Source organism: Carnobacterium sp., assembly GCF_045617425.1.
Lineage (GTDB): Bacteria > Bacillota > Bacilli > Lactobacillales > Carnobacteriaceae > Carnobacterium_B.
The window spans coordinates 118,796-139,578 of the sequence record NZ_JAZLIO010000018.1 but is presented as its reverse complement, the minus strand read 5'-3'; the positions used below and the strand labels follow the sequence as shown (position 1 = coordinate 139,578).

Here is a 20,783-nt window from a genome sequence, read left to right as displayed (position 1 = left end):
TCATTTACTGCTAAAATTAATAAGTATTTGGGTAAAAAAAAAAATTAATGAGGTGTTCATATGTCTTCAGTAGTAGTCGTTGGTACACAATGGGGCGATGAAGGAAAAGGTAAAATTACGGACTTTCTAAGTGAAAATGCGGAAGTCATTGCACGTTATCAAGGTGGCGACAATGCCGGACATACTATTCAATTTGATGGTGAAACTTACAAATTGCATTTAATCCCATCAGGAATTTTCTCTAAAGATAAAATCAGTGTTATTGGAAATGGTGTTGTTGTAAATCCTAAAGCACTTATTAAAGAGTTAGCTTATTTACATGACAAAGGAATAACAACAGAGAATCTACGTATTTCTGATCGTGCTCATGTTATCCTGCCTTATCATATTCAATTAGATCAATTACAAGAAGATTCTAAAGGTGATCAAAAACTTGGAACAACGATTAAAGGAATTGGACCAGCATATATGGATAAAGCGGCTCGTATCGGTATCCGCATTGCTGATTTACTAGATAAAGAAATTTTTGAAGAACGCTTGCGCATTAATTTAGAAGAAAAAAATCGTAGTTTTGTAAAAATGTATGATTCTAGTGCAATTGACTTTGAAGATGTTTTTGAAGAGTACTATCAATATGGACAAGAACTTAAACAGTATGTTTGTGATACATCAGTAGTATTAAATGATGCTTTAGATGATGGTAAACGTGTTTTGTTTGAGGGAGCTCAAGGAGTTATGTTGGATATTGATCAAGGTACGTATCCTTTCGTTACTTCTTCTAATCCAGTAGCTGGTGGAGTAACTATCGGTAGTGGTGTTGGTCCTTCAAAAATTGATAAAGTAGTTGGCGTGTGTAAAGCATACACTTCACGTGTTGGAGATGGTCCGTTCCCAACTGAATTATTTGACGAAGTAGGACAACGTATCCGTGATGTTGGTCGTGAATATGGTACAACTACTGGACGCCCACGTCGTATTGGTTGGTTTGATACTGTAGTGATGCGTCATTCAAAACGAGTATCTGGAATCACTAATCTTTCTTTAAACTCAATTGATGTTTTAAGTGGTTTAGAGACGGTTAAGATTTGTACAGCTTATGAACGCAACGGAGAAGAAATTCTGCATTATCCAGCAAGTTTAAAAGAGCTAGCTGAATGTACACCAATTTACGAAGAATTACCAGGTTGGAGTGAAGATATTACAGGATGTCGTACTTTAGCAGATCTTCCTGAAAACGCAAGAAATTATGTACACCGCATTTCTGAATTAGTGGGAGTTCGTATTTCAACGTTCTCAGTTGGACCCGATCGCGACCAAACAAATATCTTAGAAAGTGTTTGGGCACAAGTCTAATAAATTAACGGTTAACCAAGCAAAAAGCTTTTTTGTTTGGTTAATTTTTTTTAGTTAATAAAAGTTACAAAAAGGATCTTTTTTGGCTATTTTTTACATAAAAACAATAAAATGTGTTAAACTATATTTTGTAAGTAAAAAGGTAAAAAATGGGTTGTTAGCTCAGTTGGTAGAGCAGCTGACTCTTAATCAGCGGGTCGAGGGTTCGAGCCCCCCACAGCCCATTGGGTGCCAAACCCACGAGACGAATAAACGTTGGTGCGAAAGCATTTTGAAAACGTTTATTGCGTCTCTTTTTTATTTGTTCATTGCTTCTACATTCAACTGTTTGTGAAAAAAATAAAAGAGCATTATACTGAATAGGAAGAATAAAATAGTTGGCTTTTATTAAAAGGAGTGAAGTAATTGATTGAATTTATGAGTTCATTAAGTCCACTAGTACAAACGATAATTGCTACGCTCTTTACATGGGGAATGACAGCTTTAGGAGCTTCTTTAGTATTTTCTACTAAGAATGTTAACCAAAAATTAATGGATGGTATGCTTGGTTTTGCTGGAGGAGTAATGATTGCGGCAAGTTTTTGGTCACTTTTAGCGCCAGCTCTTTCAATGGCTGAAAGCGGTCCGTTACCAGCATGGATGCCTTCTGCTATTGGTTTCATGTTAGGTGGTATCTTTTTATGGAGTGCAGATAATGTTTTACCTCATTTAAATCCTAATATGCCTCCAACAGAAGCAGAAGGGGTAAATCCTCAAAAGAGAAAACGTAGTACATTATTAGTTTTAGCGATTACGATGCATAATATACCTGAGGGTTTAGCAGTAGGGGTTGCCTTTGGATCAGTTGCAACAGGTAATCCAGAAGCTTCTATCGCTGGAGCGGTTGCTTTAGCAATTGGTATGGGAATTCAAAATTTCCCAGAAGGAACGGCTGTGTCCATGCCTCTGAGACGTGATGGCATGTCTAGAGCAAAAAGTTTTTACTATGGTCAACTTTCGGGTGCTGTTGAACCAATCGCCGCTATAGTAGGTGTATTAGCTGTTACAGTAATGGAACCATTACTTCCCTATGCTTTAAGTTTTGCTGCTGGAGCTATGATTTTTGTTGTTGCAGAGGAAGTTATACCTGGTTCTCAAGAAAATGGTAATAAAGATTTAGCATCTATGTGGTTGATGATTGGTTTTACAATTATGATGATTCTAGATGTAGCACTTGGGTAGAAGAATCAAATGGATATGCAAAAAAGGGACTCAACAGTAAATTGTTGAGTCCCTTTTTTAAAATATATTAGTGTCTATCTCTGCGATCTGAATTTAATAAAGGGAAGAATTTTAAGGAATACAATGCACATAAACCAACGATGATATAAACGATTTTAGATAACAACGATGTTTGTCCGCCAAAAATTGTAGCAACGAGATCAAATTCAAATAGTCCAACCAAGAGCCAGTTTAAACCGCCAACAATTAGTAGTGCTAATGCAATACTGTCCAATGCTTTCATCTAGATAACCTCCTTTATTTGATAAAGTAACTATACTTGGTTTAGAATTGGTTGTCGATTAATGTGACTTGAAAAAGAAATTCTTGTTATTATTCTTTTTGATAGAAAAATGGTAAAATTGTAAAAATCACTAAAGTTGAATTTTTGAGTAAGCAAGAGATTAAGTAATTGGCTAGATAATGGAGTATTTATTGAAAGGATGAAGATCATGCATAAAAATGGACTGATGATGCAGTATTTCGAATGGTATGTAGAAAATGATGGAAAGCATTGGGAACGGTTAAAAGAAGATGCAAAACATTTACATGAAATAGGTGTAACAAGTGTGTGGATTCCCCCTTGCTTTAAAGGTCTAGACAAAAATGATAACGGCTATGGAATTTATGATTTATATGATTTAGGAGAGTTTAATCAAAAAGGTACAGTACGTACAAAATATGGAACTAAGGAAGAATTGATTGCAGCTATTGATGAGCTACACAAATATGACATACAAGTTTATGCAGATGTCGTTTTGAACCATAAAGCAGGCGCAGATAAAACTGAACGATTCAAAGCGGTTGAAGTGAATCCGGATGATCGTAATCAAAAGATTAGTGATGCTTATGAAATTGAAGGATGGACAGAATTTACGTTTCCAGGCAGAAAAGGAAAGTATTCTGATTTTCACTGGCATTGGTATCATTTTTCTGGAACAGATTACAATCAGGAGACTGAAAAAAAAGCTATTTATCGTATTGAAGGTCAACATAAGGGTTGGGCAGATGATGAGACGGTAGATAATGAATTCGGCAACTATGATTACTTGATGTTTGCGGATATTGATTATAGTCATCCTGAAGTCATTGAAGAAACCAAAAAATGGGCCAACTGGTTTATTGAAGAAACTGGAGTTGATGGATTTAGGTTAGATGCTGTTAAACACATAAACGAGAAATTTATTTCTGAACTACGTGAAAGCATAGAAGCTAAATTTGGCAAACAGTTCTTTATTGTAGGAGAGTATTGGGATCAAGACTATACAAATCTGAAGAGTTATTTAGATAGTCAAGATTACAAGTTGGATTTATTCGATGTAGGTTTACATCATCAATTAGAAAATGCTTCTAAAATGGGTCGAGAATTTGATTTAACACATTTATTTGATCAAACGTTAATCAAAAATAATCCTATGCAAGCTGTCACATTTGTAGACAATCATGATTCACAACCAAGCCAATCACTTGAATCATTTGTTGAACCTTGGTTTAAACCTATAGCGTATGGAGTCATTTTCTTAAGGAAAGAAGGATATCCTGTACTCTTTTATGGTGATTATTATGGTATAAAAGGAGAAAATCCGATTGAACCGCATCGTGACATGATCGATAAATTACTTTATGTAAAAAAACAGTATGCATATGGCGATCAAACCGATTATTTTGACCATGGTAATTGTATTGGCTGGACACGTTCAGGAAATGAAGAGTACCCTAATGGATGCGCTATAGTCATTTCAAATAGTGAAACTGGATATAAAGACATGTTTGTAGGAAAAGAAAAAAAGGGATTCATTTATGAAGATTATTTAGGGCATTGCAAGGATACAGTAACTATTGATGAAGAAGGAAATGGTCATTTTCTTGTAGAAGGTGGATCCATATCTGTATGGGTTAATAAAGAAGAATAATTAAACTAAAAGAAAAAAATAAATTTTTGCTAACTAATGAATAGACTTTTCAGTCTATTTATTAGTTTATTTTTTTCTACTCTTAATTACTGCTTACTTAAGAGAATTGATTAAATAGTTTGTCTGTAGTAAGATTATAAGTAATTAAATGTTTTGCAGGGGGACACATGTGTGTTGAGAAGGTTAAAACCTGACCCTTTGAACCTGTTAGTTAACACTAACGTAGGGAGCACAATGTACATATGTATTCCATTATACGTACTGAGCTCTCCTTTTTTAGGGGGAGTTCTTTTCTTTTGTAAAACTTTTAATTGCGGGGGGACACACTTGTGTTGAGAAGGTTAAAACCTGACCCTTTGAACCTGTTAGTTAATACTGACGTAGGGAGCGATTAGTGGTTTTCTTATACACTTTTTTAGCCTCTACGATTTTTATAGAGGCTTTTTTGCTTACGTTCAAAATAAAGGAGGAGTGAGCGTAGTAATTTTTTGAAAAGAAATGACAGATAGATTTTTAGAACTAATAAGATTAAGAAAGCAGTAATTCAAGATGGTAGACAAAAAATTGTAGGAAAGAGGAATGAAACATGTTATCGCAAATAAAAAAGACAGCTCCTTTAGTACATTGCATGACAAACTATGTGGTCGCTAATTTTACGGCGAATGGTTTACTTGCAGTCGGTGCTTCACCTATTATGGCTGATGAAGTGAACGAGATAACTGAAATAGTATCGATTGCTCAAGCATTACTTATTAATATTGGGACTGTGAACGACCGTACAGCAGAAGCTATGATGCTGGCTGGGAAAAAAGCCAATGAATTATCCATTCCTATTGTGTTGGATCCTGTAGGCGTTGGTTCTACAAGTTACCGGAAACAATTGGTTCAGCTACTTTTAAAGAATGTTCAGTTTAATTTGATTCGGTGTAATGCAGGAGAATTAGCGGCCATTGCAGGTGAGGTTTGGCAATCAAAAGGTGTAGACAGTGGCACAGGTGAAATAGATATTGCTCTAGTAGCAAAGAGAATATCTTTACAGTATAAGTGCTTTGTCATTGTAACAGGTGAATCAGATTTTATAACAAATGGATATGAAGAACTAGATATTTCAGGAGGAAAAGAGCTGACAACACATATTACAGGTACAGGGTGTTTATTAAGTGCAATCTGCGCAGCATCTCTTGCTACTGGAGGTACAAATCAACTGCAAGATTTAGCAACAACGTTAAAAGACTATAAAAAAGCTGCTGAGCATAGTACAAATGAGGTAGGAACGTTTGTCTTACACTTTATGAACACCTTACAAGAGCTATCGGAGGTTGAGAAATGATTGCATTAACAGTTGCCGGATCCGATTCCGGTGGTGGGGCTGGAATTCAAGCAGACATAAAAACATTTCAAGAACTTGGTGTATTTGGAACAACAGCCATTACAGCATTAACTGACCAAAATACACTAGGAGTCCACGGCATTTTTGAAGTATCGCCAAGTTTTGTACAGCAACAATTACAAACTGTGTTGGATGATTTTTCTATAAAAGCCATTAAAACAGGCATGTTATTCTCAACTGAAATTATTGAAGTTGTAGCTAAAATCATCCAACAACAAGACATCCCATTGATCGTTGATCCCGTGATGATTGCTAAGGGTGGAGCAAGTCTTTTACAGGATGAAGCAATCACAACGTTAATAAAAAAACTTTTTCCTTATACAACAATTTGTACGCCTAATATTCCTGAGGCAGAACTGTTAACAGGTAAACGAATTAAAGAGGTTAAAGATATTGAAAAAGCTGCACAGGAAATTCTTCAAATGGGAGTTGAATGTGTCGTTATCAAAGGAGGTCATTTAGATGGAGAACAGGCAAAAGACAGAGTGTATTCTCGTCTGGACTCTTTTTCAATAACTACCCCTCGTATCCAAACAAAAGATACACATGGAACAGGTTGTACATTTTCAGCAGCACTTACAGCAAATATAGCAAAAGGACTATCGATAAAGGAATCGATTATTGAAGCGAAAAAATTTATTCATTTAGCCATTTCTACTCCTCTTCATATTGGAAATGGACATGGTCCAACAAATCACTTTGCTTATAATCGTCAACAAGGAATCTGTGAGGTAGAAGTAAGTGGATCGTAATGTATTGAGCGTCTATTTTATAATGGGAACAATGAACTGCACAAAAGATCCTTTGAAAATACTTGAAGAAGCGTTGAAAGCAGGTATTACCTGTTTCCAATTACGTGAAAAAGGTGAAGGGGCACTAACAGGTATCGTTTATGAAGAGTTTGCCCGTACTTGCCAAAAAATGTGTCAAGCATACCAAGTGCCGTTTATCGTCAACGATGATGTTGAACTTGCACTCAAACTAGATGCTGATGGTATTCATATTGGACAAGAAGATCTAGCTCTTGCTACGTTTCGTAAACAAGCGAAAGGAAAAATAGTAGGTGTTTCTGTACACAGTTCTAAAGAAATGGAACAGGCACTACTTAATGGAGCAGATTATATAGGAATTGGACCAATCCATAAAACTCAATCTAAAAAAGATGCGAAACCTCCTGCGGGATTACATTTTTTAAAGGCTATGCGAAAACAGATTGGTAACTTCCCAATTGTGGGTATAGGTGGAATTACAGAAGAAAATGCTAGGGATGTTCGTTCTTCAGGAGCAGACGGAGTGGCTGTTATTTCAGATATCTGTCATAGTAAAGATATTGAACAAACCGTCAAGAATCTCCTTCTAACGAAAAAATAAATTAATGGTTTAAAGGGTCTAGTACCAGTTTCCTATTAGTTGAATAGTCATAAAAAAACAATACTCCCGCTAATGAGAACATCATTAGCGGGAGTATTGTTTTTAGGTCTATAATTGTCCACGTCTATCTTCAACAGATAATTCAGGAGCATTAGATAAGTCTTCAACTACAGATGTTGGTGGAACTTCCACAGCACCTGTAAATTCTGAATTATCAAGTGGTTCAGTGTGTAAATTTAAGTCTGTTTCAATATCTTCAATGGTAGCAGCTAATTCAGGATCAGTATAGCTGATTTCCTCTTCAACTTCTTTGTAGCTTTGTTTCACTTCATCAGCAAAACTATTTACTTGATCCATTGCTTGATCTTTCAAATCGTTTGCTTGTGCTTTGATATCTTGTCGTAATTCTTTTCCTGATTTAGGAGCGAGTAATAAAGCAGTAACTGCAGCAGCAGCTCCTACAAATAAAGTTCTAGTAAAACTATTAGCCATAACAAAGTTCCCCTTTTCTAAATTGATTTAGTTTAGTTAAATGAAAAACGTTTTTTTGTTCTATTTTTTCTACTTTGGTACATTTTTAAAGCTGTTTTTCCTACTTTTGTTATTCGAGGAGGAGTAACTTTTACTTTTCTCCTTGAACTAGAAAGAAAATGGGAAGCGACTTTAGTGCTATTTTGTTTTAAATCGTTGATAGATTCTCCAAAATCAGCTGTTGTCTGAGTAAAATCAGAAATATAAGCTTGTTTAACAGCTACATCTTTTGTCATACTATCTACTCGAGTAGTCATATTGTCTATTTTACTTGTGATAGCATCTGTTTCTTTTGTAAAATGGTTTATTTGATCTTGAACAGTAGTCTGAGTTGAATTAATTTCTTTCATCAAACTCCCTACCTTTTTCCCAATGAGTATTCCGACAATAACTAAAGCAACCAAGGCTAAAACCACGATACCAATAGCTATGATAAATTCGATTGACATTTAGCTTTTACGCTCCTTTCATTAAAGATAGAGTTGAAAATGGGTTTAACTTAATAAGAAATAGGTAAAGCATACACTCATTTTATCAACGAGTATCCGGTTACCTTTATTTTCTATAAGAATACCATTAAATATAGGAATAGCCAAATAAAATGAAATCGCATTATTGTAAAATTTGACTGATGTATAAAAATGAAGATAATTTAAAATTTTTAATTACTCTGGATTAAATAACGAATGAATTTAGATAGATTTTTTTTAAAGATGGTCAAAGCATTTAGAATCCGGTACAATTAAAGATAAAATAAATATTGGGAAAAGATGAAGTGATGAATAAAAAAGAATGAGGTATTGGAGGATTTATTGGAATGGACGTAACTTCAAAACAAGAAGCACAAAACAAATGGTTAGGTAAGAAAAAGGCATCATTGGTAGCTGTAACAGATGGTAGTATGATACCGATAGAAGAAGTGCCAGATCTTGTGTTTTCTGAGAAGATGATAGGAGAAGGTTTTGCTATGATTCCGACTTCTAATGTAGTTTGTGCACCTGTTGGCGGAAAGTTATTTCAAGTAGCAGATGCATCTCATGCATTCGAAATTCGCACAGATGACGGATTAGAAGTTTTAGTTCATGTTGGTTTAGATACGGTAACCTTAAATGGAGAAGGTTTTGAAACGCATTTAAAAAAAGGGATGACTGTTAAACAAGGGGACCCGTTGGTAAAGTTCGATCAGGAATATCTTATTAGTCGCGGTTGTCGCTTGTTTATACCAGTTATTGTGATAAATGGAGAAAATGAAAACTACCGTTATATGTTCAAACCAAATAATGAAGTCGAAGCTCAAGCAGGGAAAACAATTGCATTAACTATCGAGGGTTATTAAAAAAATAGTTATTCAATGATACAAAATCAAGAGCATGCATGTAGCTCTTGATTTTGTTTTTGCACTCTTACCGTATGTTCGGTATAATGAAAGGTAGAATAGTTTGTCATTCTTACAGCAAATTAATTAAAAAGCAATATACCATTAATATAAAAACAATCATAAAAAAGTAGAAATTCCAAGGAGGTTTCATTTTGAAAAAAATATTAGTAGTTGATGATGAGAAACCAATTTCAGATATCGTTAAATTTAATTTAACAAAAGAAGGATATGAAGTGTTTACTGCATATGATGGAGAAGAAGCTTTAGAAAAAGTAGAAGAAGTATTACCAGATCTTATCATTTTAGACTTAATGCTTCCTAAAAAAGATGGACTAGAAGTTTGTCGCGAAGTACGTAAAAACCATGATATGCCTATCATTATGGTTACAGCAAAAGACTCAGAAATCGATAAAGTACTTGGATTAGAACTTGGTGCGGATGATTATGTCACAAAACCTTTCTCTAATAGAGAATTGACAGCGCGTGTAAAAGCAAATTTAAGAAGACATGATAACGCTAAGACTCCTGTCGTTGAAGAAATTGAAACAAATGATATTGAAGTAGGTGCTCTAACAATTCATCCAGATGCTTACATTGTTTCTAAAAGAGGAGTTACAATTGAATTAACACACCGTGAATTTGAGTTGCTGCATTATTTAGCTAAACATTTAGGTCAAGTAATGACCAGAGAACATTTGTTACAAACGGTTTGGGGCTATGATTATTTTGGTGACGTAAGAACGGTCGATGTAACGGTTAGAAGATTAAGAGAAAAAATAGAAGACAACCCTAGTCACCCAACTTGGCTTGTAACAAGACGTGGAGTTGGCTATTATTTAAGAAATCCTGAACAGGAGTAATGTTTCATGAAGAAAAAGATCACTTTTTTTCAATCTATTGATTTCAAAATAATTTTCGTGTTCATTATTCTGTTACTGGTGGCATTAGAATTAATTGGAACGTATTTTGTTAGACAATTAGAAACACAGTTAGTCACTAACTTCCAAGAAGAAAAAAGACTTCAAGTAGGCTTTTTAGACAACACTATTCAGCCTATTTTATTTGATGACGAAACAGCAGAAGATAGTACCGAAATTGAACGGTTGATTGAAGATTTTTCAGGAAATGGGATTTTAGAAGTTCAAATTATTGATGCCCAACACTATTTATTAGGGACGAGTGACAGCACTCAGCAAAATAGTGTTGGTAGTAAAACAAATGACAAGGATGTCCAACAAGCGTTACTGCTGGGAAATACAGTCACCAGCCAATACAGAGATCAAACGACCAACGACCGAATCTGGAAGTTGGTTTCTCCTATTATTGCAAGTGACGGCTCAAATGAAATATTAGGTGTAATAGCGTTAACGACAAATATCGAAAGTGTCTATGAACAAATCAGCGAAATAACGCTTATTTTTCTTAATTCTTCTTTAATAGCAGTAGCATTAACCGTTATTTTGGCCCTATTTATTTCCCGGGCAATAACAAAGCCTATCACTGAAATGACACAGCAAACGATTCAAATGGCGGATGGCGATTATTCTGGGCAAGTTAAAGTTTATAGTAAAGATGAATTAGGTATTTTATCCATGGCAATAAATGACTTGTCAACCAAGGTTGAGGAAGCTCAAGAAACGACAGAATCTGAACGGAGACGTTTAAATAGTGTATTGACCCACATGACAGATGGAGTTATCGCCACAGATCGAAGAGGAGTTATTGTTATTATCAATGACAAAGCTATGGAAATGTTGAATATTTCCCAGGAAATGGCTCTAGGTGTTTCAATTTTAAAAGTATTAAAAATAGATAAAGAATATACGTTACGTAAATTATTGGAAAATGAAAAAGATATGTATTTTGATTTTTCAAATGATGAGATACCAGTAACTTTGCGTGGTGAATTTACTCTTATTCAAAGAGAAACTGGTTTTATCAGTGGAATCGTTTGTGTATTGCATGATGTAACAAAACAAGAAAAAATAGAAAATGAGCGAAAAGAATTTGTTTCAAATGTTTCTCATGAACTCAGAACGCCTTTAACAAGTATGAGAAGTTATTTAGAGGCTTTACTAGATGGCGCATGGAAAGATCCGGAAATCGCTCCGCAATTTTTACAAGTAACACAAGAAGAAACAGATCGTATGATTCGTATGATCAAAGATCTGTTGGATTTATCCCGTATGGATTCTGGTAAAGGTACGTTAGACTTAGAATATCTTAATGTAAATGAGTTGTTTGATCATGTCATAAAACGTTTTGAAATGATGATACAGTCTTCTGAAGAATCAACAAAAGATTTTTCTATTAAACGAAACTTTACGGATAGACAATTATGGGTTGAAGTTGACGCTGACAAAATGATTCAAGTTTTAGATAATATCATGAATAATGCTATTAAATATTCTCCAGATGGAGGAACGATTACTTGTGGACTTATCGAAACCAATGATAGTGTCGTTATCAGTATCAGTGATGAAGGTCTGGGTATTCCTAAACGTGATTTGGCAAATGTATTTGACCGCTTCTTTAGAGTTGATAAAGCTAGAGCGCGTTCTATGGGTGGAACTGGATTAGGTTTAGCTATATCTAAAGAAGTAATTCATCAGCACAAGGGTAAAATATGGGCAGAAAGTACGGAGGGAAAAGGAACAACTTTTTATATTTCGCTACCTTATCTTCCGTATGAGGAGGATGATTGGGAATGAAGAAAGATTTAATAATAAAAGTTGTTCTAGTAGCTCTTATCGCACTTAGTCTCTTTCTAACCTTTGTGATTTGGACTATGCCTAGCCAATTTAATGAAGAAACTAATGCGAGTCAAGGAACAACCTCTTCTGTATCTATCGCACGCGATATGTCGCAGGTGTTTGGCCCAACTCAAGTTGTCCTTCATAAAAATGGCGAAATAAATGTATTTACTCAAACAGAAATCGTAACATCTATGTCTAGAGAATTTACTAAATGGAAAGTAGATGCGATTGATGAACCGATTGAATTAACAAATGAAGAATACGAAGAAAAGTTAAGTCAAGCCAATGCATTAGAAATGGTTTTTGTTGAAAATATTTCATTTGGTGTTTTTCCAGATTTATTTAATAATCTTGCAGGCGAATATCAAGATAGGTCATTTAATCGTATATATTTTTCAAAAGATAATTTAAATCAGATTTATTTTTATAATACCCATTCGAAGTTGTTTTATAGTGAAGCAGTAGAAGGAATAGATCAAAGTAAAATAGATAAACTGATAGAAGAAGAAAAGGCTAAATCTTACTTGGCAAATGCTGTTTTAGACGAAGGCAAACAAGTTTATACTTCAACAGAAGAAATAGAATTGCCTTATTTAAGTTATTTAGTTGAAAGGCAAACAAATCAATTATTTATTGAACGATTATTTGATGATACTTCAGAAGTAAGAGAAAATAGTGCTAATGATGAAAACGTTGTTAGCTACAATGACTATGTTAGTGAATTGCAGATAAACGAAAGTACCAATATTTTAACTTATTATCGTAATCGAAATGCTGAAAACAAGTTATCCATCACAGAAACTCTGAGAGTAAGTTACAACGAATTGATTCAGTATGAAAACTGGGCTTCAGATGTTCATTATTTTGACTATAATGATTCTACGAGAGAAGTCACTTATCGTCGTTATATTTCAGGATTTCCAGTATTTAGTGAATTTTCTGATTATGGAACGACTCATATAACCGTTTTTGAAGATGGATTGTCCCGTTTACAAGTTCCTTTAGTTATTGCTCAAACGCCTATTTCAGACGTTGAAGAACAAAAAACTCTTCAAAGTGGTGTGAGCATTTTGGAATCTCTATCAGCAAGTGGTTATACTAGTGAAGAAATCGATGATATAAAAATCGGTTATACTTGGATAAATAGTACGGAATCTGATCGTGTAATCAATTTAGAGCCTAATTGGTATGTTAAAATCAATGGCAAATGGCAACTTGCCCAAAGCCTTCTTTTCAATGAAGGAGGTCAATAAAATGGATTTTAAACGAATTCAAATTATTTTTATTATTACATTTCTCTTTCTAAATACCTTTTTGATATTCACGTATCTAGATAAAAATAAAAATTATTATACTAGTAGTTCAAATCAATTAATTGATTTTATGGAAGAAATGGACAATGAAAATATTAAATTGCCAAAATTTTCAGAAACTGAGAATAAAGTACCTTATGTTCAAGCAGAAGCCAATAGTTTATTAGAAGATAATATTGATAAGTTGAAAAATCGTTCTGGTACTGTTGAAAAAGATGGTTCGCTTTATATGAGCCTACTTTCTAACCCACTGGCTCTGTCAGAAGAGGAAGAATTGACTAAGGAAGACATTAAATTGCTTGATGAATTTGTGTTAAGTGATCAAGTTCTTTTTGGTAAACAATATCGTTATTTTAGCTATAGTCCAACAGAGCAAAAAATAGTATATTCTCAAATAGCGAATAATATTCCTATTGCAGATGGAACATCAGAAATTGTATTTCATTTGAATAATAAGAAACAAGTCATCTCTTATGATCAAACCTATGCAGGTCCTGTTACTGTTCAAGGAGAAAGTCGAAAACTGATAACCGATAAAAATGCAGTTGAAATTTTATATCAAAATGACGAAATACAAGCAAATGCTACTGTAGGAAAACCAAAATTAACGTATTCGAAAACACTTTCGCTAGAGAAATTAAGCATGTATGCACCAGTGTGGTACATTGAAATTGTTAACAGCGGAAGTACCGAGATCGAACGAGTAGATGCATTGAGTGGTAGTATGATACGAACGCCAACGAGTGAGACGCCAGCTGCAGAAGAATCAGCAGCACAATAGTTTTAGAAATTAAAATAGAAGATTTAAAACAATCGAGTTTCTTAGTTTAAAGTTGGGCCCAAAGTAAGAGGTGTACAAGAAATGTCTTGTCACTCTTCTTTTCTTTGGGTCTTTTTTTGCGTTACGAAAACTTGAATTTATATAAGTTTGATGTAAAATGATAAAGGTAATAGAGGAGGATTTTTTAGATGGTATCCAAAGAAAGTAATGGTTTAAAGGTTAGCATTCTTGCCAGCGGAAGTTCTGGAAATGTGACATATATAGAATCTGAAAAAAAGAAGATTTTAGTTGATAGTGGATTAAGTGGAAAAAAAATAACGGAATTGTTAAAAAAAATTGACCGAAATGTAGCAGATTTGGATGGGATATTAGTCACACACGAACACCGTGATCATGTCCATGGAGTAGGTGTTTTAGCTAGAAAGTATCATTTAGACGTATATGCTAATGAACAAACGTGGGAAGCTATGACCCCTATAATTGGTACAATTAAAACGGAACAGAAATACTTGTTTGAAATGGGAAAAACAATGACCATTGGCGATATAGATGTTGAAAGTTTTGGAGTTTCGCATGATGCGATTGCACCCCAGTTTTATAGTTTTCATAAAGATGATAAATGTTTTGTGATGTTGACCGATACGGGCTATGTCAGTGACCGTATGAGAGGAATTGTTTCGAATGCGGATGCGTATTTATTTGAAAGCAATCATGATCTCGAAATGCTGCGAATGGGAAATTACCCTTGGCATTTAAAGCAGCGTATTTTGGGAGACAAAGGTCATCTGTCAAATGAAGATGGTGCATTAGCTTTAGCTGAAATCATAGGTGACGCTACGAAAAGAGTGTACTTAGGTCATCTAAGTAAAGACAATAATTTAAAAGAGTTGGCTCATTTAACAGCTGTAAATATTTTAAAAGAAAAAGAAACAGGAGTAGAAGACAAATTTTTAGTATTTGATACAGATCCAGTTGTCCCTACTTCTTTATTCGTTGTTTAAAATTTTGAAAAGGAATCCTCTCGCGACTAAAGGTCAAGAGAGGTTTTTAATTTTGTACAAGACCATTCACTATCGTGTAAAGTAGATTTAATGTTAATATAATAATGAATTAATAAAAAGGTCCCAAAAGTTTCATATAAAATTCAAATGTAAAGATTATACTAGCATCATAAAAAGACTACAAGGGGTGAATATTCATGAGTGAGGAAACAAAAAATAAAAAAAGAGGTTCTTGGAAAAATGGACTTGTCGGAGGCCTAATAGGTGGGCTTGTAGTAGCAGCATTAGGTGGAGGATACTTAGCAGCGACGGATAATGGAAACAATACTGAAACCGGTACAGGAACGGTTGATAAAGAAACAGGAGAAGTAATCACAACCAACGTTAGTGTAGATGTGACCTCTGATGTAACAGAAGCTGTCGCTAAAGTAGAAGATGCAGTTGTATCAGTTGTTAATATGCAATCACAAGCTGATGGAGGATTAGGTGGTGCATTTGAGGCAGATACTACTCAAGAGGAAGAAGGCAATTTACAGACAGCTGGTGAAGGTAGTGGAGTAATTTATAAAAAAGATGATGATACAGCCTATGTTGTAACCAATAATCATGTTATCGATGGTTCGGATGCAATTGAAGTTATTTTGAAAGATGGCACAAAAGTTGAAGCTGAATTAATCGGAACAGATATTTGGACAGATTTAGCCGTATTGTCTATTCCTTCTGAAAAAGTAACAACAGTTGCTACTTTCGGTGATTCAGATGCAGTGACTGTTGGTGAACCTGCCATTGCAATCGGTTCTCCACTAGGAACAAACTTTGCTTCTTCCGTTACTCAAGGGATTATATCTGCTAAAAATCGTAGTGTTGAAACGGATATTACAGGCGATGGCGTAGTAGATTGGGAAGTTACAGCTCTTCAAACCGATGCAGCTATCAACCCTGGTAATTCTGGTGGTGCTTTGATCAATATAGCTGGTCAAGTGATAGGGATCAATTCAATGAAAATCTCTAGTGATACTGTCGAAGGAATGGGATTTGCTATTCCAAGTAATGATGTAGTCAGCATTATTAATCAATTAGAAGCAAACGGTGAAGTTGTTCGTCCGGTATTGGGAATTAGCTTATTAGATTTAAGTGAAATATCTGAACAACAACAAGAATCAGTTTTGAAATTACCTGAAGATGTTACTTCTGGCGTTGTAGTAGCTGAAGTTCAACAAGACTCAGCAGCCGAAAACGCTGGATTAGAACAATACGATGTTATTGTGAAATTTAATGGTGAAGAAGTTACAGATTCAATATCATTACGTAAAGAAATTTATGCTTCTGAACTAGGAAAAGAAATTGAAGTCGAGTTTTATCGTAATGGTGAACTTCAAAAAACGACGGTCACAATGACTGCTACGGAACCAGCTTTATAATAAAAGTTCAAAATGAAAATGGAGTCTGAGTGATAATAACTCAGGCTCCATTTTTTTTGTCATTAGCTAATACCTTTTTTCCATTTACGAATTTTGGTTCTGAAATTTTTAAATGGTGCAACTGTATTTATGTGAATCCACTTCCAAATAGGCCATTTGGCTTTTGTAGTAGCCCAATTTCGTTGTTCGGATTCAAATAATTCAGTATCAGAGAGACTTTCCACCCAATGGCATAACTCTTCAACTAACTGAGTTAACAGTTCTTTTTGTTTTACTAAAGAGTATTTTCCATATTCATGATAGAAAGACTGATACAATCCACCAAGATTGTTCCATTTGTATTCTTCAGTAGGGGTTTGAACAGTTCTTCCTTGTTGTTCATTTTTTTCCCATTGAAGTAAGAGATTGATCCAACCAAGCTGATAAGATAAATTTTCAGAAGGAGTTTGTTCTACTTCTAGGATTCTCCTGTCTTTAAATTCTTCAGGGATAGAATCAAATTCGGTGATGTATTTTTGGTATTCTTCTTTAACGGTGTCTATTAATTCATTTTTGGTTTGATATTTTTTCATAATAAATTCCTCCTAATCGTTTAGTAATGAGAAAAGAAGATCCTATATAAAAAGAATAAGGCGTAGAATATAAAAAGTCTAGGGCTTCGTAAAAAAATGAAAACGAATTATTTAACTTGAAGAAATGATAAAAGAACCAATTTTTAATGTATTTTTTTATTTTTTGTGGACAAGTAAGTGTGAAAAGTTTTGAACATTGTGGATAAGTGCTGTAAAATAATAGAGGTAGGTATGTGGGTACGAAAAAAGTTATCCACAAAATGAGGAAGGTGTTGTGGATGGATAAAATTTTAGCTTGTAAGGAACATGTAGAAGAAGCTTTAGATGACGCGATTTATGGAGGTTTTGAACTGCCGGTACTAGACCAATTATTACCTGTTGATAACTCGAAACAAAAATGTGGTTATTGCGAGAAGGATGCAATATATGTAGTGTCGAACAAGCATTCTACCACTATATAATGATTTTAAGTTGTGGACATGTGCATAACTTTTGTGGATAACCTGTGATTATAGGAGGATAACTTTTTTGAACATCAAAATAATAACTGTGGGTAAGTTAAAAGAAAAATATTTGAAAATGGGTATTGCAGAATACGCTAAGAGATTATCAGCTTATTGTAAAATGGAATTAATTGAAGTTCCAGATGAAAAAGCGCCTGAAAAATTAAGTGAAGCTGAAATGGTGCAAGTTAAAGAAAAAGAAGGCGACCGTATTTTAGCAAAGATTCCAGATCAAGCATTTGTTTTTGCATTAGCTATTGAAGGCAAACAACGTACTTCAGAAGAATTTGCAAAAGAAATTGAACAACTAGGCGTTCAAGGGAAAAGTACGATTGTTTTTGTGATAGGTGGGTCATTAGGGTTAAGTGATGCAGTAATGAAAAGAAGCAATACACCTATTTCCTTTGGAAAAATGACACTACCTCATCAATTGATGCGATTAGTTTTAATTGAACAGATCTATCGTGGATTCAAGATTGTTCGAAATGAACCGTACCATAAATAATAATAAACATTCCATTAGTTAAATAGGAGGAAAAATTGATGAGGATGAAATTTGACCCAAGTAATCCTATTATCCAGCTCTGTATGAAAGGGATTGCCCTAGAAGAAAGTGGGAATTTGGATGATGCCATCGAAACTTTTCTTAAAGCATGGAACCAAACAAGTGACGACTACGAAAGATTTATTGTTGCTTATCATTTAGGATTAAGACAAAATAATGTCGATGATAAGTTAAAATGGATGGAAAAATCATTGGCCCTGGCTCTAAAAATTAATGATGATGATGTTAAGAGTGCTTATCCAACTTTATATTTAACTATCGCTAAATGTTATGATACAAAGAAGGATACCAAAAATGCTAAAAAGAATAGTGAATTATCACATTCATATCAAGGGAGACCGACTGATATTGGCCCCTTTTATCATGGGTCAAAGGCAGATTTGCAAGTTGGCGATTTGCTGACAGCGGGCAAGAAATCAAATTACGAAAAAGATCTTAAAATGAACCACATCTATTTCACAGCAAATATCAATGGTGCGGGACTTGCTGCAGCATTATCAAAAGACGAAGGAAACGAACGTGTTTATATCATAGAGTCTACCGGTGAATTTGAAAACGACCCTAATGTAACTGACAAGAAATTTCCTGGTAACCTAACACGTTCTTATCGTTCACAAGAACCTCTAAAAATTTTGGGAGAAGTAGCGGACTGGGAAAAACTGACTCATTCAGAACGACAAGAATGGGATGACAGACTAGCTAAGAATAAAGGGGAAATTATTAACTAAAACTAACGATTATAGCAGTGAAATGGATGGGTTAGTTTAGTAATTACGGTTTTCTATCAATTTTATACACTTTAATGAAAACTAATAAAGACGAAGAAGAGCCATGGTTAAATGATGGCTTATCTTCGTCTTTTTCTGCTGGTACAGATATAAATCACTTAGGATTTTAATACAATAATGCATATATAGGATATAAATATTGGAAATAATTAAAGTAAATGATGCTTGTGAGCGAAGTTTTGCAAATATCCTAGAAACAGAATTGAGTTTAGTGATAAACTAACATTCAGTTGTAACTATTAGTTATGACCTTATTGATTTTCTATTTTAGGGGGAGAAAGAAAATGGGATTTATGGTTAATAAACTAGTAGTAATTGGATCGTTAGGGTTAGTGCTAGGTGCTTGTTCTGCAGCAACCGACACAGAAGAAAGCTCAGAGAATATAACAGAACAGGCCGTAGTAGAGACTATAGAAGTAGTTGAAGAAACTGAAGAAAAAAGTATTGTAGCCGATAAAATAACAACAACCTTCTATCCAGAAGTAACGAGATTAAGGCATCTTACTGAAGAAGACCTGGAGTGGTACGATATCATTATAACAAGATTAAATGCTATAGATGATTTCTCAGGTGATCGGGAGACTGTATACGAGATAGCTGAAGAATACGGAGAAGATCCTGAAGAGCTATATTTTGATTGGTTAGAGATTTGGGATGCAAAAATGCACGGTGACAATGGTAATTATGCTATTTTGTCAGAGTCTAATGATAAACTGACGACTGAAATTCTTGAGAAAAACATCGTGGGGGAAAAGATTGAACAGTATAGTAGTGGATATAATTTTGACGAGAAAAAATTAACGACCTCTGTATATCACGAGCTACATGTAGATGGAGAACCTTACAAAGTTGCTTACATAATTGAACACAGAGATGATTATAAAATTGCTGAAATAATCGAGTTTAGTATTGATGGAGAAAAGATAGATTTATAGATAGAGTATATTTAGTTATGTTCCTTGTAGCTGTTTTGATGCATCAAGAAGAACTGTATTATAAGTAGATGAATAAGCTAAACTATGGGCAAAATGGTGCTTGCGTAGTATGATGGAGACAAGAATAAATAGTATGAGGAGTGTTAGGATGACGGAATATAAATTACCAAAAGTGTGGCAGTGGGAAGAAGAGAATTCAAAAAAAGGTGGCAATCGTCCAACAGCTGGGAGTCGTTTTGAGCAAAAATTACCAGTTGGAGAGTCTCCGTTTCAACTTTATTCATTGGGAACACCGAATGGCATTAAAGTCACGATCATGTTTGAAGAGCTAAAAGAATTGGGTGTAGAGGGTGCAGATTATGACTTGTACACTATTAATATTGGAGAAGGCGACCAATTTGGTTCGGATTTCGTTGAGATCAATCCTAACTCTAAAATTCCAGCCCTTGTTGACCAAAGTCAAAGTCCTCGTTTGGATATTTTTGAATCAGGTTCCATTCTTCTTTATTTAGCGGAGAAATTTAACCAACTGATTCCGACAGATATTCACGGCCGGACTGAAACCCTTAATTGGTTATTCTGGCAAATGGGAGCAGGTCCTTATGTTGGTGGAGGATTTGGTCACTTTTTCGCTTATGCTCCAGAGCCTATGAAATATCCGATTGATCGCTTCACGATGGAAACGAAACGTCAGTTAGATTTACTCGATAAAACTTTAGCACAACGACCTTATATAGCTGGAGATACCTATACCATCGCAGATATTGCCATCTGGTCTTGGTACGGCCGCTTAGCTTTAGGAAAATTATATGAAGGATCATATGAATTTTTGAATCTAGATGAATACACTCATCTATTAGAGTGGTCTCATCGTATTGCAAAACGACCAGGCGTTCAAAAAGGTCTGGCAGCGGAGTCTCAACCGCTCGAAAAGTAGTTCAAGAAACAAAGT

The 20,783-nt window shown here is 34.6% G+C and carries 22 protein-coding genes, 1 tRNA gene and 2 riboswitches; of the genes, 19 read left to right on the top strand and 4 right to left on the bottom strand.

The genetic code is table 11. From position 1 onward, the window contains the following. Nucleotides 1-60: 60 nt before the first annotated feature. The 3 genes from ACKI3H_RS10215 (at nt 61) to ACKI3H_RS10205 (ending at nt 2,574) form a co-directional block, all read left to right on the top strand. A complete protein-coding gene (locus tag ACKI3H_RS10215; RefSeq protein WP_407372136.1) occupies nt 61-1,353 on the top strand; it encodes an adenylosuccinate synthase in 1,293 nt (430 codons plus the stop codon). Between the two features lie 151 nt (nt 1,354-1,504). Further along, nucleotides 1,505-1,577: transfer RNA gene (locus ACKI3H_RS10210), tRNA-Lys, on the top strand. A 184-nt stretch (nt 1,578-1,761) separates the two neighbouring features. Further along, on the top strand, nt 1,762-2,574 hold the full coding sequence (locus tag ACKI3H_RS10205; protein WP_350451438.1) for a ZIP family metal transporter: 813 nt from the start codon (nt 1,762-1,764) through the stop codon (nt 2,572-2,574). A gap of 67 nt (nt 2,575-2,641) precedes the next feature. Here the strand turns inward: ACKI3H_RS10205 and ACKI3H_RS10200 are convergent, their stop codons facing one another. Beyond that, the gene (locus ACKI3H_RS10200; protein ID WP_407372135.1) at nt 2,642-2,857 is read right to left on the bottom strand and encodes a DUF378 domain-containing protein; all 216 of its coding nucleotides are present in this window, start codon (nt 2,855-2,857) and stop codon (nt 2,642-2,644) included. Between the two features lie 208 nt (nt 2,858-3,065). Between ACKI3H_RS10200 and ACKI3H_RS10195 the strand changes: the two genes are divergently transcribed. The 4 genes from ACKI3H_RS10195 (at nt 3,066) to thiE (ending at nt 7,287) form a co-directional block, all read left to right on the top strand. Further along, complete coding sequence (locus ACKI3H_RS10195) at nt 3,066-4,526, top strand: alpha-amylase (RefSeq protein ID WP_407372134.1); 1,461 nt, start codon at nt 3,066-3,068, stop codon at nt 4,524-4,526. A 147-nt stretch (nt 4,527-4,673) separates the two neighbouring features. Further along, nucleotides 4,674-4,772, top strand: a riboswitch (TPP riboswitch). A gap of 59 nt (nt 4,773-4,831) precedes the next feature. After that, a riboswitch (TPP riboswitch) is annotated at nt 4,832-4,930 on the top strand. Between the two features lie 182 nt (nt 4,931-5,112). Continuing rightward, complete coding sequence (gene thiM, locus ACKI3H_RS10190) at nt 5,113-5,856, top strand: hydroxyethylthiazole kinase (protein ID WP_407372133.1); 744 nt, start codon at nt 5,113-5,115, stop codon at nt 5,854-5,856. Next, complete coding sequence (gene thiD / locus ACKI3H_RS10185) at nt 5,853-6,668, top strand: bifunctional hydroxymethylpyrimidine kinase/phosphomethylpyrimidine kinase (protein WP_407372132.1); 816 nt, start codon at nt 5,853-5,855, stop codon at nt 6,666-6,668. The genes thiM and thiD overlap by 4 nt, the downstream gene beginning before the upstream one ends. Next, the gene (thiE, locus tag ACKI3H_RS10180; protein ID WP_407372131.1) at nt 6,658-7,287 is read left to right on the top strand and encodes a thiamine phosphate synthase; all 630 of its coding nucleotides are present in this window, start codon (nt 6,658-6,660) and stop codon (nt 7,285-7,287) included. The genes thiD and thiE overlap by 11 nt, the downstream gene beginning before the upstream one ends. 108 nt (nt 7,288-7,395) lie before the next feature. Here the strand turns inward: thiE and ACKI3H_RS10175 are convergent, their stop codons facing one another. Both ACKI3H_RS10175 and ACKI3H_RS10170 read right to left on the bottom strand, forming a co-directional pair. Further along, complete coding sequence (locus ACKI3H_RS10175) at nt 7,396-7,779, bottom strand: YtxH domain-containing protein (RefSeq protein ID WP_407372130.1); 384 nt, start codon at nt 7,777-7,779, stop codon at nt 7,396-7,398. Nucleotides 7,780-7,811: 32 nt separating this feature from the next. Then, nucleotides 7,812-8,267: a DUF948 domain-containing protein gene (locus tag ACKI3H_RS10170; protein ID WP_407372129.1), complete on the bottom strand. Its 456-nt coding sequence runs from the start codon at nt 8,265-8,267 to the stop codon at nt 7,812-7,814. A gap of 368 nt (nt 8,268-8,635) precedes the next feature. Between ACKI3H_RS10170 and ACKI3H_RS10165 the strand changes: the two genes are divergently transcribed. From ACKI3H_RS10165 to ACKI3H_RS10135, 7 genes are all read left to right on the top strand, one after another. Further along, nucleotides 8,636-9,154, top strand: a complete 519-nt coding sequence (locus tag ACKI3H_RS10165) for a PTS glucose transporter subunit IIA (protein WP_407372128.1) — start codon at nt 8,636-8,638, stop codon at nt 9,152-9,154. A 194-nt stretch (nt 9,155-9,348) separates the two neighbouring features. After that, nucleotides 9,349-10,056, top strand: a complete 708-nt coding sequence (gene yycF / locus ACKI3H_RS10160) for a response regulator YycF (protein WP_407372127.1) — start codon at nt 9,349-9,351, stop codon at nt 10,054-10,056. A gap of 6 nt (nt 10,057-10,062) precedes the next feature. Next, a complete protein-coding gene (walK, locus tag ACKI3H_RS10155; RefSeq protein ID WP_407372126.1) occupies nt 10,063-11,907 on the top strand; it encodes a cell wall metabolism sensor histidine kinase WalK in 1,845 nt (614 codons plus the stop codon). Then, entirely contained in the window at nt 11,904-13,205 is a 1,302-nt protein-coding gene (locus tag ACKI3H_RS10150; RefSeq protein ID WP_407372125.1) for a YycH family regulatory protein, read from the top strand. The genes walK and ACKI3H_RS10150 overlap by 4 nt, the downstream gene beginning before the upstream one ends. A gap of 1 nt (nt 13,206) precedes the next feature. After that, the gene (locus tag ACKI3H_RS10145) at nt 13,207-14,046 is read left to right on the top strand and encodes a two-component system regulatory protein YycI (protein WP_407372124.1); all 840 of its coding nucleotides are present in this window, start codon (nt 13,207-13,209) and stop codon (nt 14,044-14,046) included. A gap of 188 nt (nt 14,047-14,234) precedes the next feature. Next, nucleotides 14,235-15,047, top strand: a complete 813-nt coding sequence (locus tag ACKI3H_RS10140) for an MBL fold metallo-hydrolase (RefSeq protein ID WP_407372123.1) — start codon at nt 14,235-14,237, stop codon at nt 15,045-15,047. Between the two features lie 197 nt (nt 15,048-15,244). Continuing rightward, the gene (locus tag ACKI3H_RS10135) at nt 15,245-16,468 is read left to right on the top strand and encodes a S1C family serine protease (protein WP_407372122.1); all 1,224 of its coding nucleotides are present in this window, start codon (nt 15,245-15,247) and stop codon (nt 16,466-16,468) included. A gap of 62 nt (nt 16,469-16,530) precedes the next feature. On the opposite strand, the gene ACKI3H_RS10130 is transcribed toward ACKI3H_RS10135, so the two are convergent. Then, a complete protein-coding gene (locus ACKI3H_RS10130; RefSeq protein ID WP_407372121.1) occupies nt 16,531-17,040 on the bottom strand; it encodes a ClbS/DfsB family four-helix bundle protein in 510 nt (169 codons plus the stop codon). Between the two features lie 233 nt (nt 17,041-17,273). Here ACKI3H_RS10130 and ACKI3H_RS10125 point away from each other — a divergent pair, with 233 nt between their 5' ends. From ACKI3H_RS10125 to yghU, 5 genes are all read left to right on the top strand, one after another. Beyond that, nucleotides 17,274-17,501 (top strand): CxxH/CxxC protein, encoded by a 228-nt coding sequence (locus ACKI3H_RS10125; protein ID WP_407372120.1) that lies wholly within the window; start codon nt 17,274-17,276, stop codon nt 17,499-17,501. 67 nt (nt 17,502-17,568) lie between these two features. After that, nucleotides 17,569-18,048 carry a 23S rRNA (pseudouridine(1915)-N(3))-methyltransferase RlmH gene (rlmH, locus tag ACKI3H_RS10120; protein WP_407372119.1) on the top strand — a complete coding sequence of 160 codons (480 nt, stop codon included), beginning with the start codon at nt 17,569-17,571 and terminating at the stop codon, nt 18,046-18,048. Nucleotides 18,049-18,455: 407 nt separating this feature from the next. Continuing rightward, on the top strand, nt 18,456-18,836 hold the full coding sequence (gene arr / locus ACKI3H_RS10115) for an NAD(+)--rifampin ADP-ribosyltransferase (RefSeq protein WP_407372179.1): 381 nt from the start codon (nt 18,456-18,458) through the stop codon (nt 18,834-18,836). A gap of 344 nt (nt 18,837-19,180) precedes the next feature. Next, nucleotides 19,181-19,831, top strand: a complete 651-nt coding sequence (locus tag ACKI3H_RS10110) for a hypothetical protein (protein ID WP_407372118.1) — start codon at nt 19,181-19,183, stop codon at nt 19,829-19,831. Between the two features lie 148 nt (nt 19,832-19,979). After that, on the top strand, nt 19,980-20,768 hold the full coding sequence (gene yghU / locus ACKI3H_RS10105) for a glutathione-dependent disulfide-bond oxidoreductase (protein WP_407372117.1): 789 nt from the start codon (nt 19,980-19,982) through the stop codon (nt 20,766-20,768). Nucleotides 20,769-20,783: the final 15 nt, after the last annotated feature.

Coding starts and splice junctions, on each gene's coding strand:
- ACKI3H_RS10215 (WP_407372136.1), top strand. CDS start 61: ATGTCTTCAGTAGTAGTCGTTGGTACACAATGGGGCGATGAAGGAAAA.
- ACKI3H_RS10145 (WP_407372124.1), top strand. CDS start 13,207: ATGGATTTTAAACGAATTCAAATTATTTTTATTATTACATTTCTCTTT.
- thiM (WP_407372133.1), top strand. CDS start 5,113: ATGTTATCGCAAATAAAAAAGACAGCTCCTTTAGTACATTGCATGACA.
- ACKI3H_RS10140 (WP_407372123.1), top strand. CDS start 14,235: ATGGTATCCAAAGAAAGTAATGGTTTAAAGGTTAGCATTCTTGCCAGC.
- ACKI3H_RS10110 (WP_407372118.1), top strand. CDS start 19,181: ATGGGATTTATGGTTAATAAACTAGTAGTAATTGGATCGTTAGGGTTA.
- ACKI3H_RS10150 (WP_407372125.1), top strand. CDS start 11,904: ATGAAGAAAGATTTAATAATAAAAGTTGTTCTAGTAGCTCTTATCGCA.
- ACKI3H_RS10195 (WP_407372134.1), top strand. CDS start 3,066: ATGCATAAAAATGGACTGATGATGCAGTATTTCGAATGGTATGTAGAA.
- yghU (WP_407372117.1), top strand. CDS start 19,980: ATGACGGAATATAAATTACCAAAAGTGTGGCAGTGGGAAGAAGAGAAT.
- ACKI3H_RS10130 (WP_407372121.1), bottom strand. CDS start 17,040: ATGAAAAAATATCAAACCAAAAATGAATTAATAGACACCGTTAAAGAA.
- ACKI3H_RS10165 (WP_407372128.1), top strand. CDS start 8,636: ATGGACGTAACTTCAAAACAAGAAGCACAAAACAAATGGTTAGGTAAG.
- ACKI3H_RS10175 (WP_407372130.1), bottom strand. CDS start 7,779: ATGGCTAATAGTTTTACTAGAACTTTATTTGTAGGAGCTGCTGCTGCA.
- ACKI3H_RS10200 (WP_407372135.1), bottom strand. CDS start 2,857: ATGAAAGCATTGGACAGTATTGCATTAGCACTACTAATTGTTGGCGGT.
- ACKI3H_RS10135 (WP_407372122.1), top strand. CDS start 15,245: ATGAGTGAGGAAACAAAAAATAAAAAAAGAGGTTCTTGGAAAAATGGA.
- walK (WP_407372126.1), top strand. CDS start 10,063: ATGAAGAAAAAGATCACTTTTTTTCAATCTATTGATTTCAAAATAATT.
- thiD (WP_407372132.1), top strand. CDS start 5,853: ATGATTGCATTAACAGTTGCCGGATCCGATTCCGGTGGTGGGGCTGGA.
- ACKI3H_RS10170 (WP_407372129.1), bottom strand. CDS start 8,267: ATGTCAATCGAATTTATCATAGCTATTGGTATCGTGGTTTTAGCCTTG.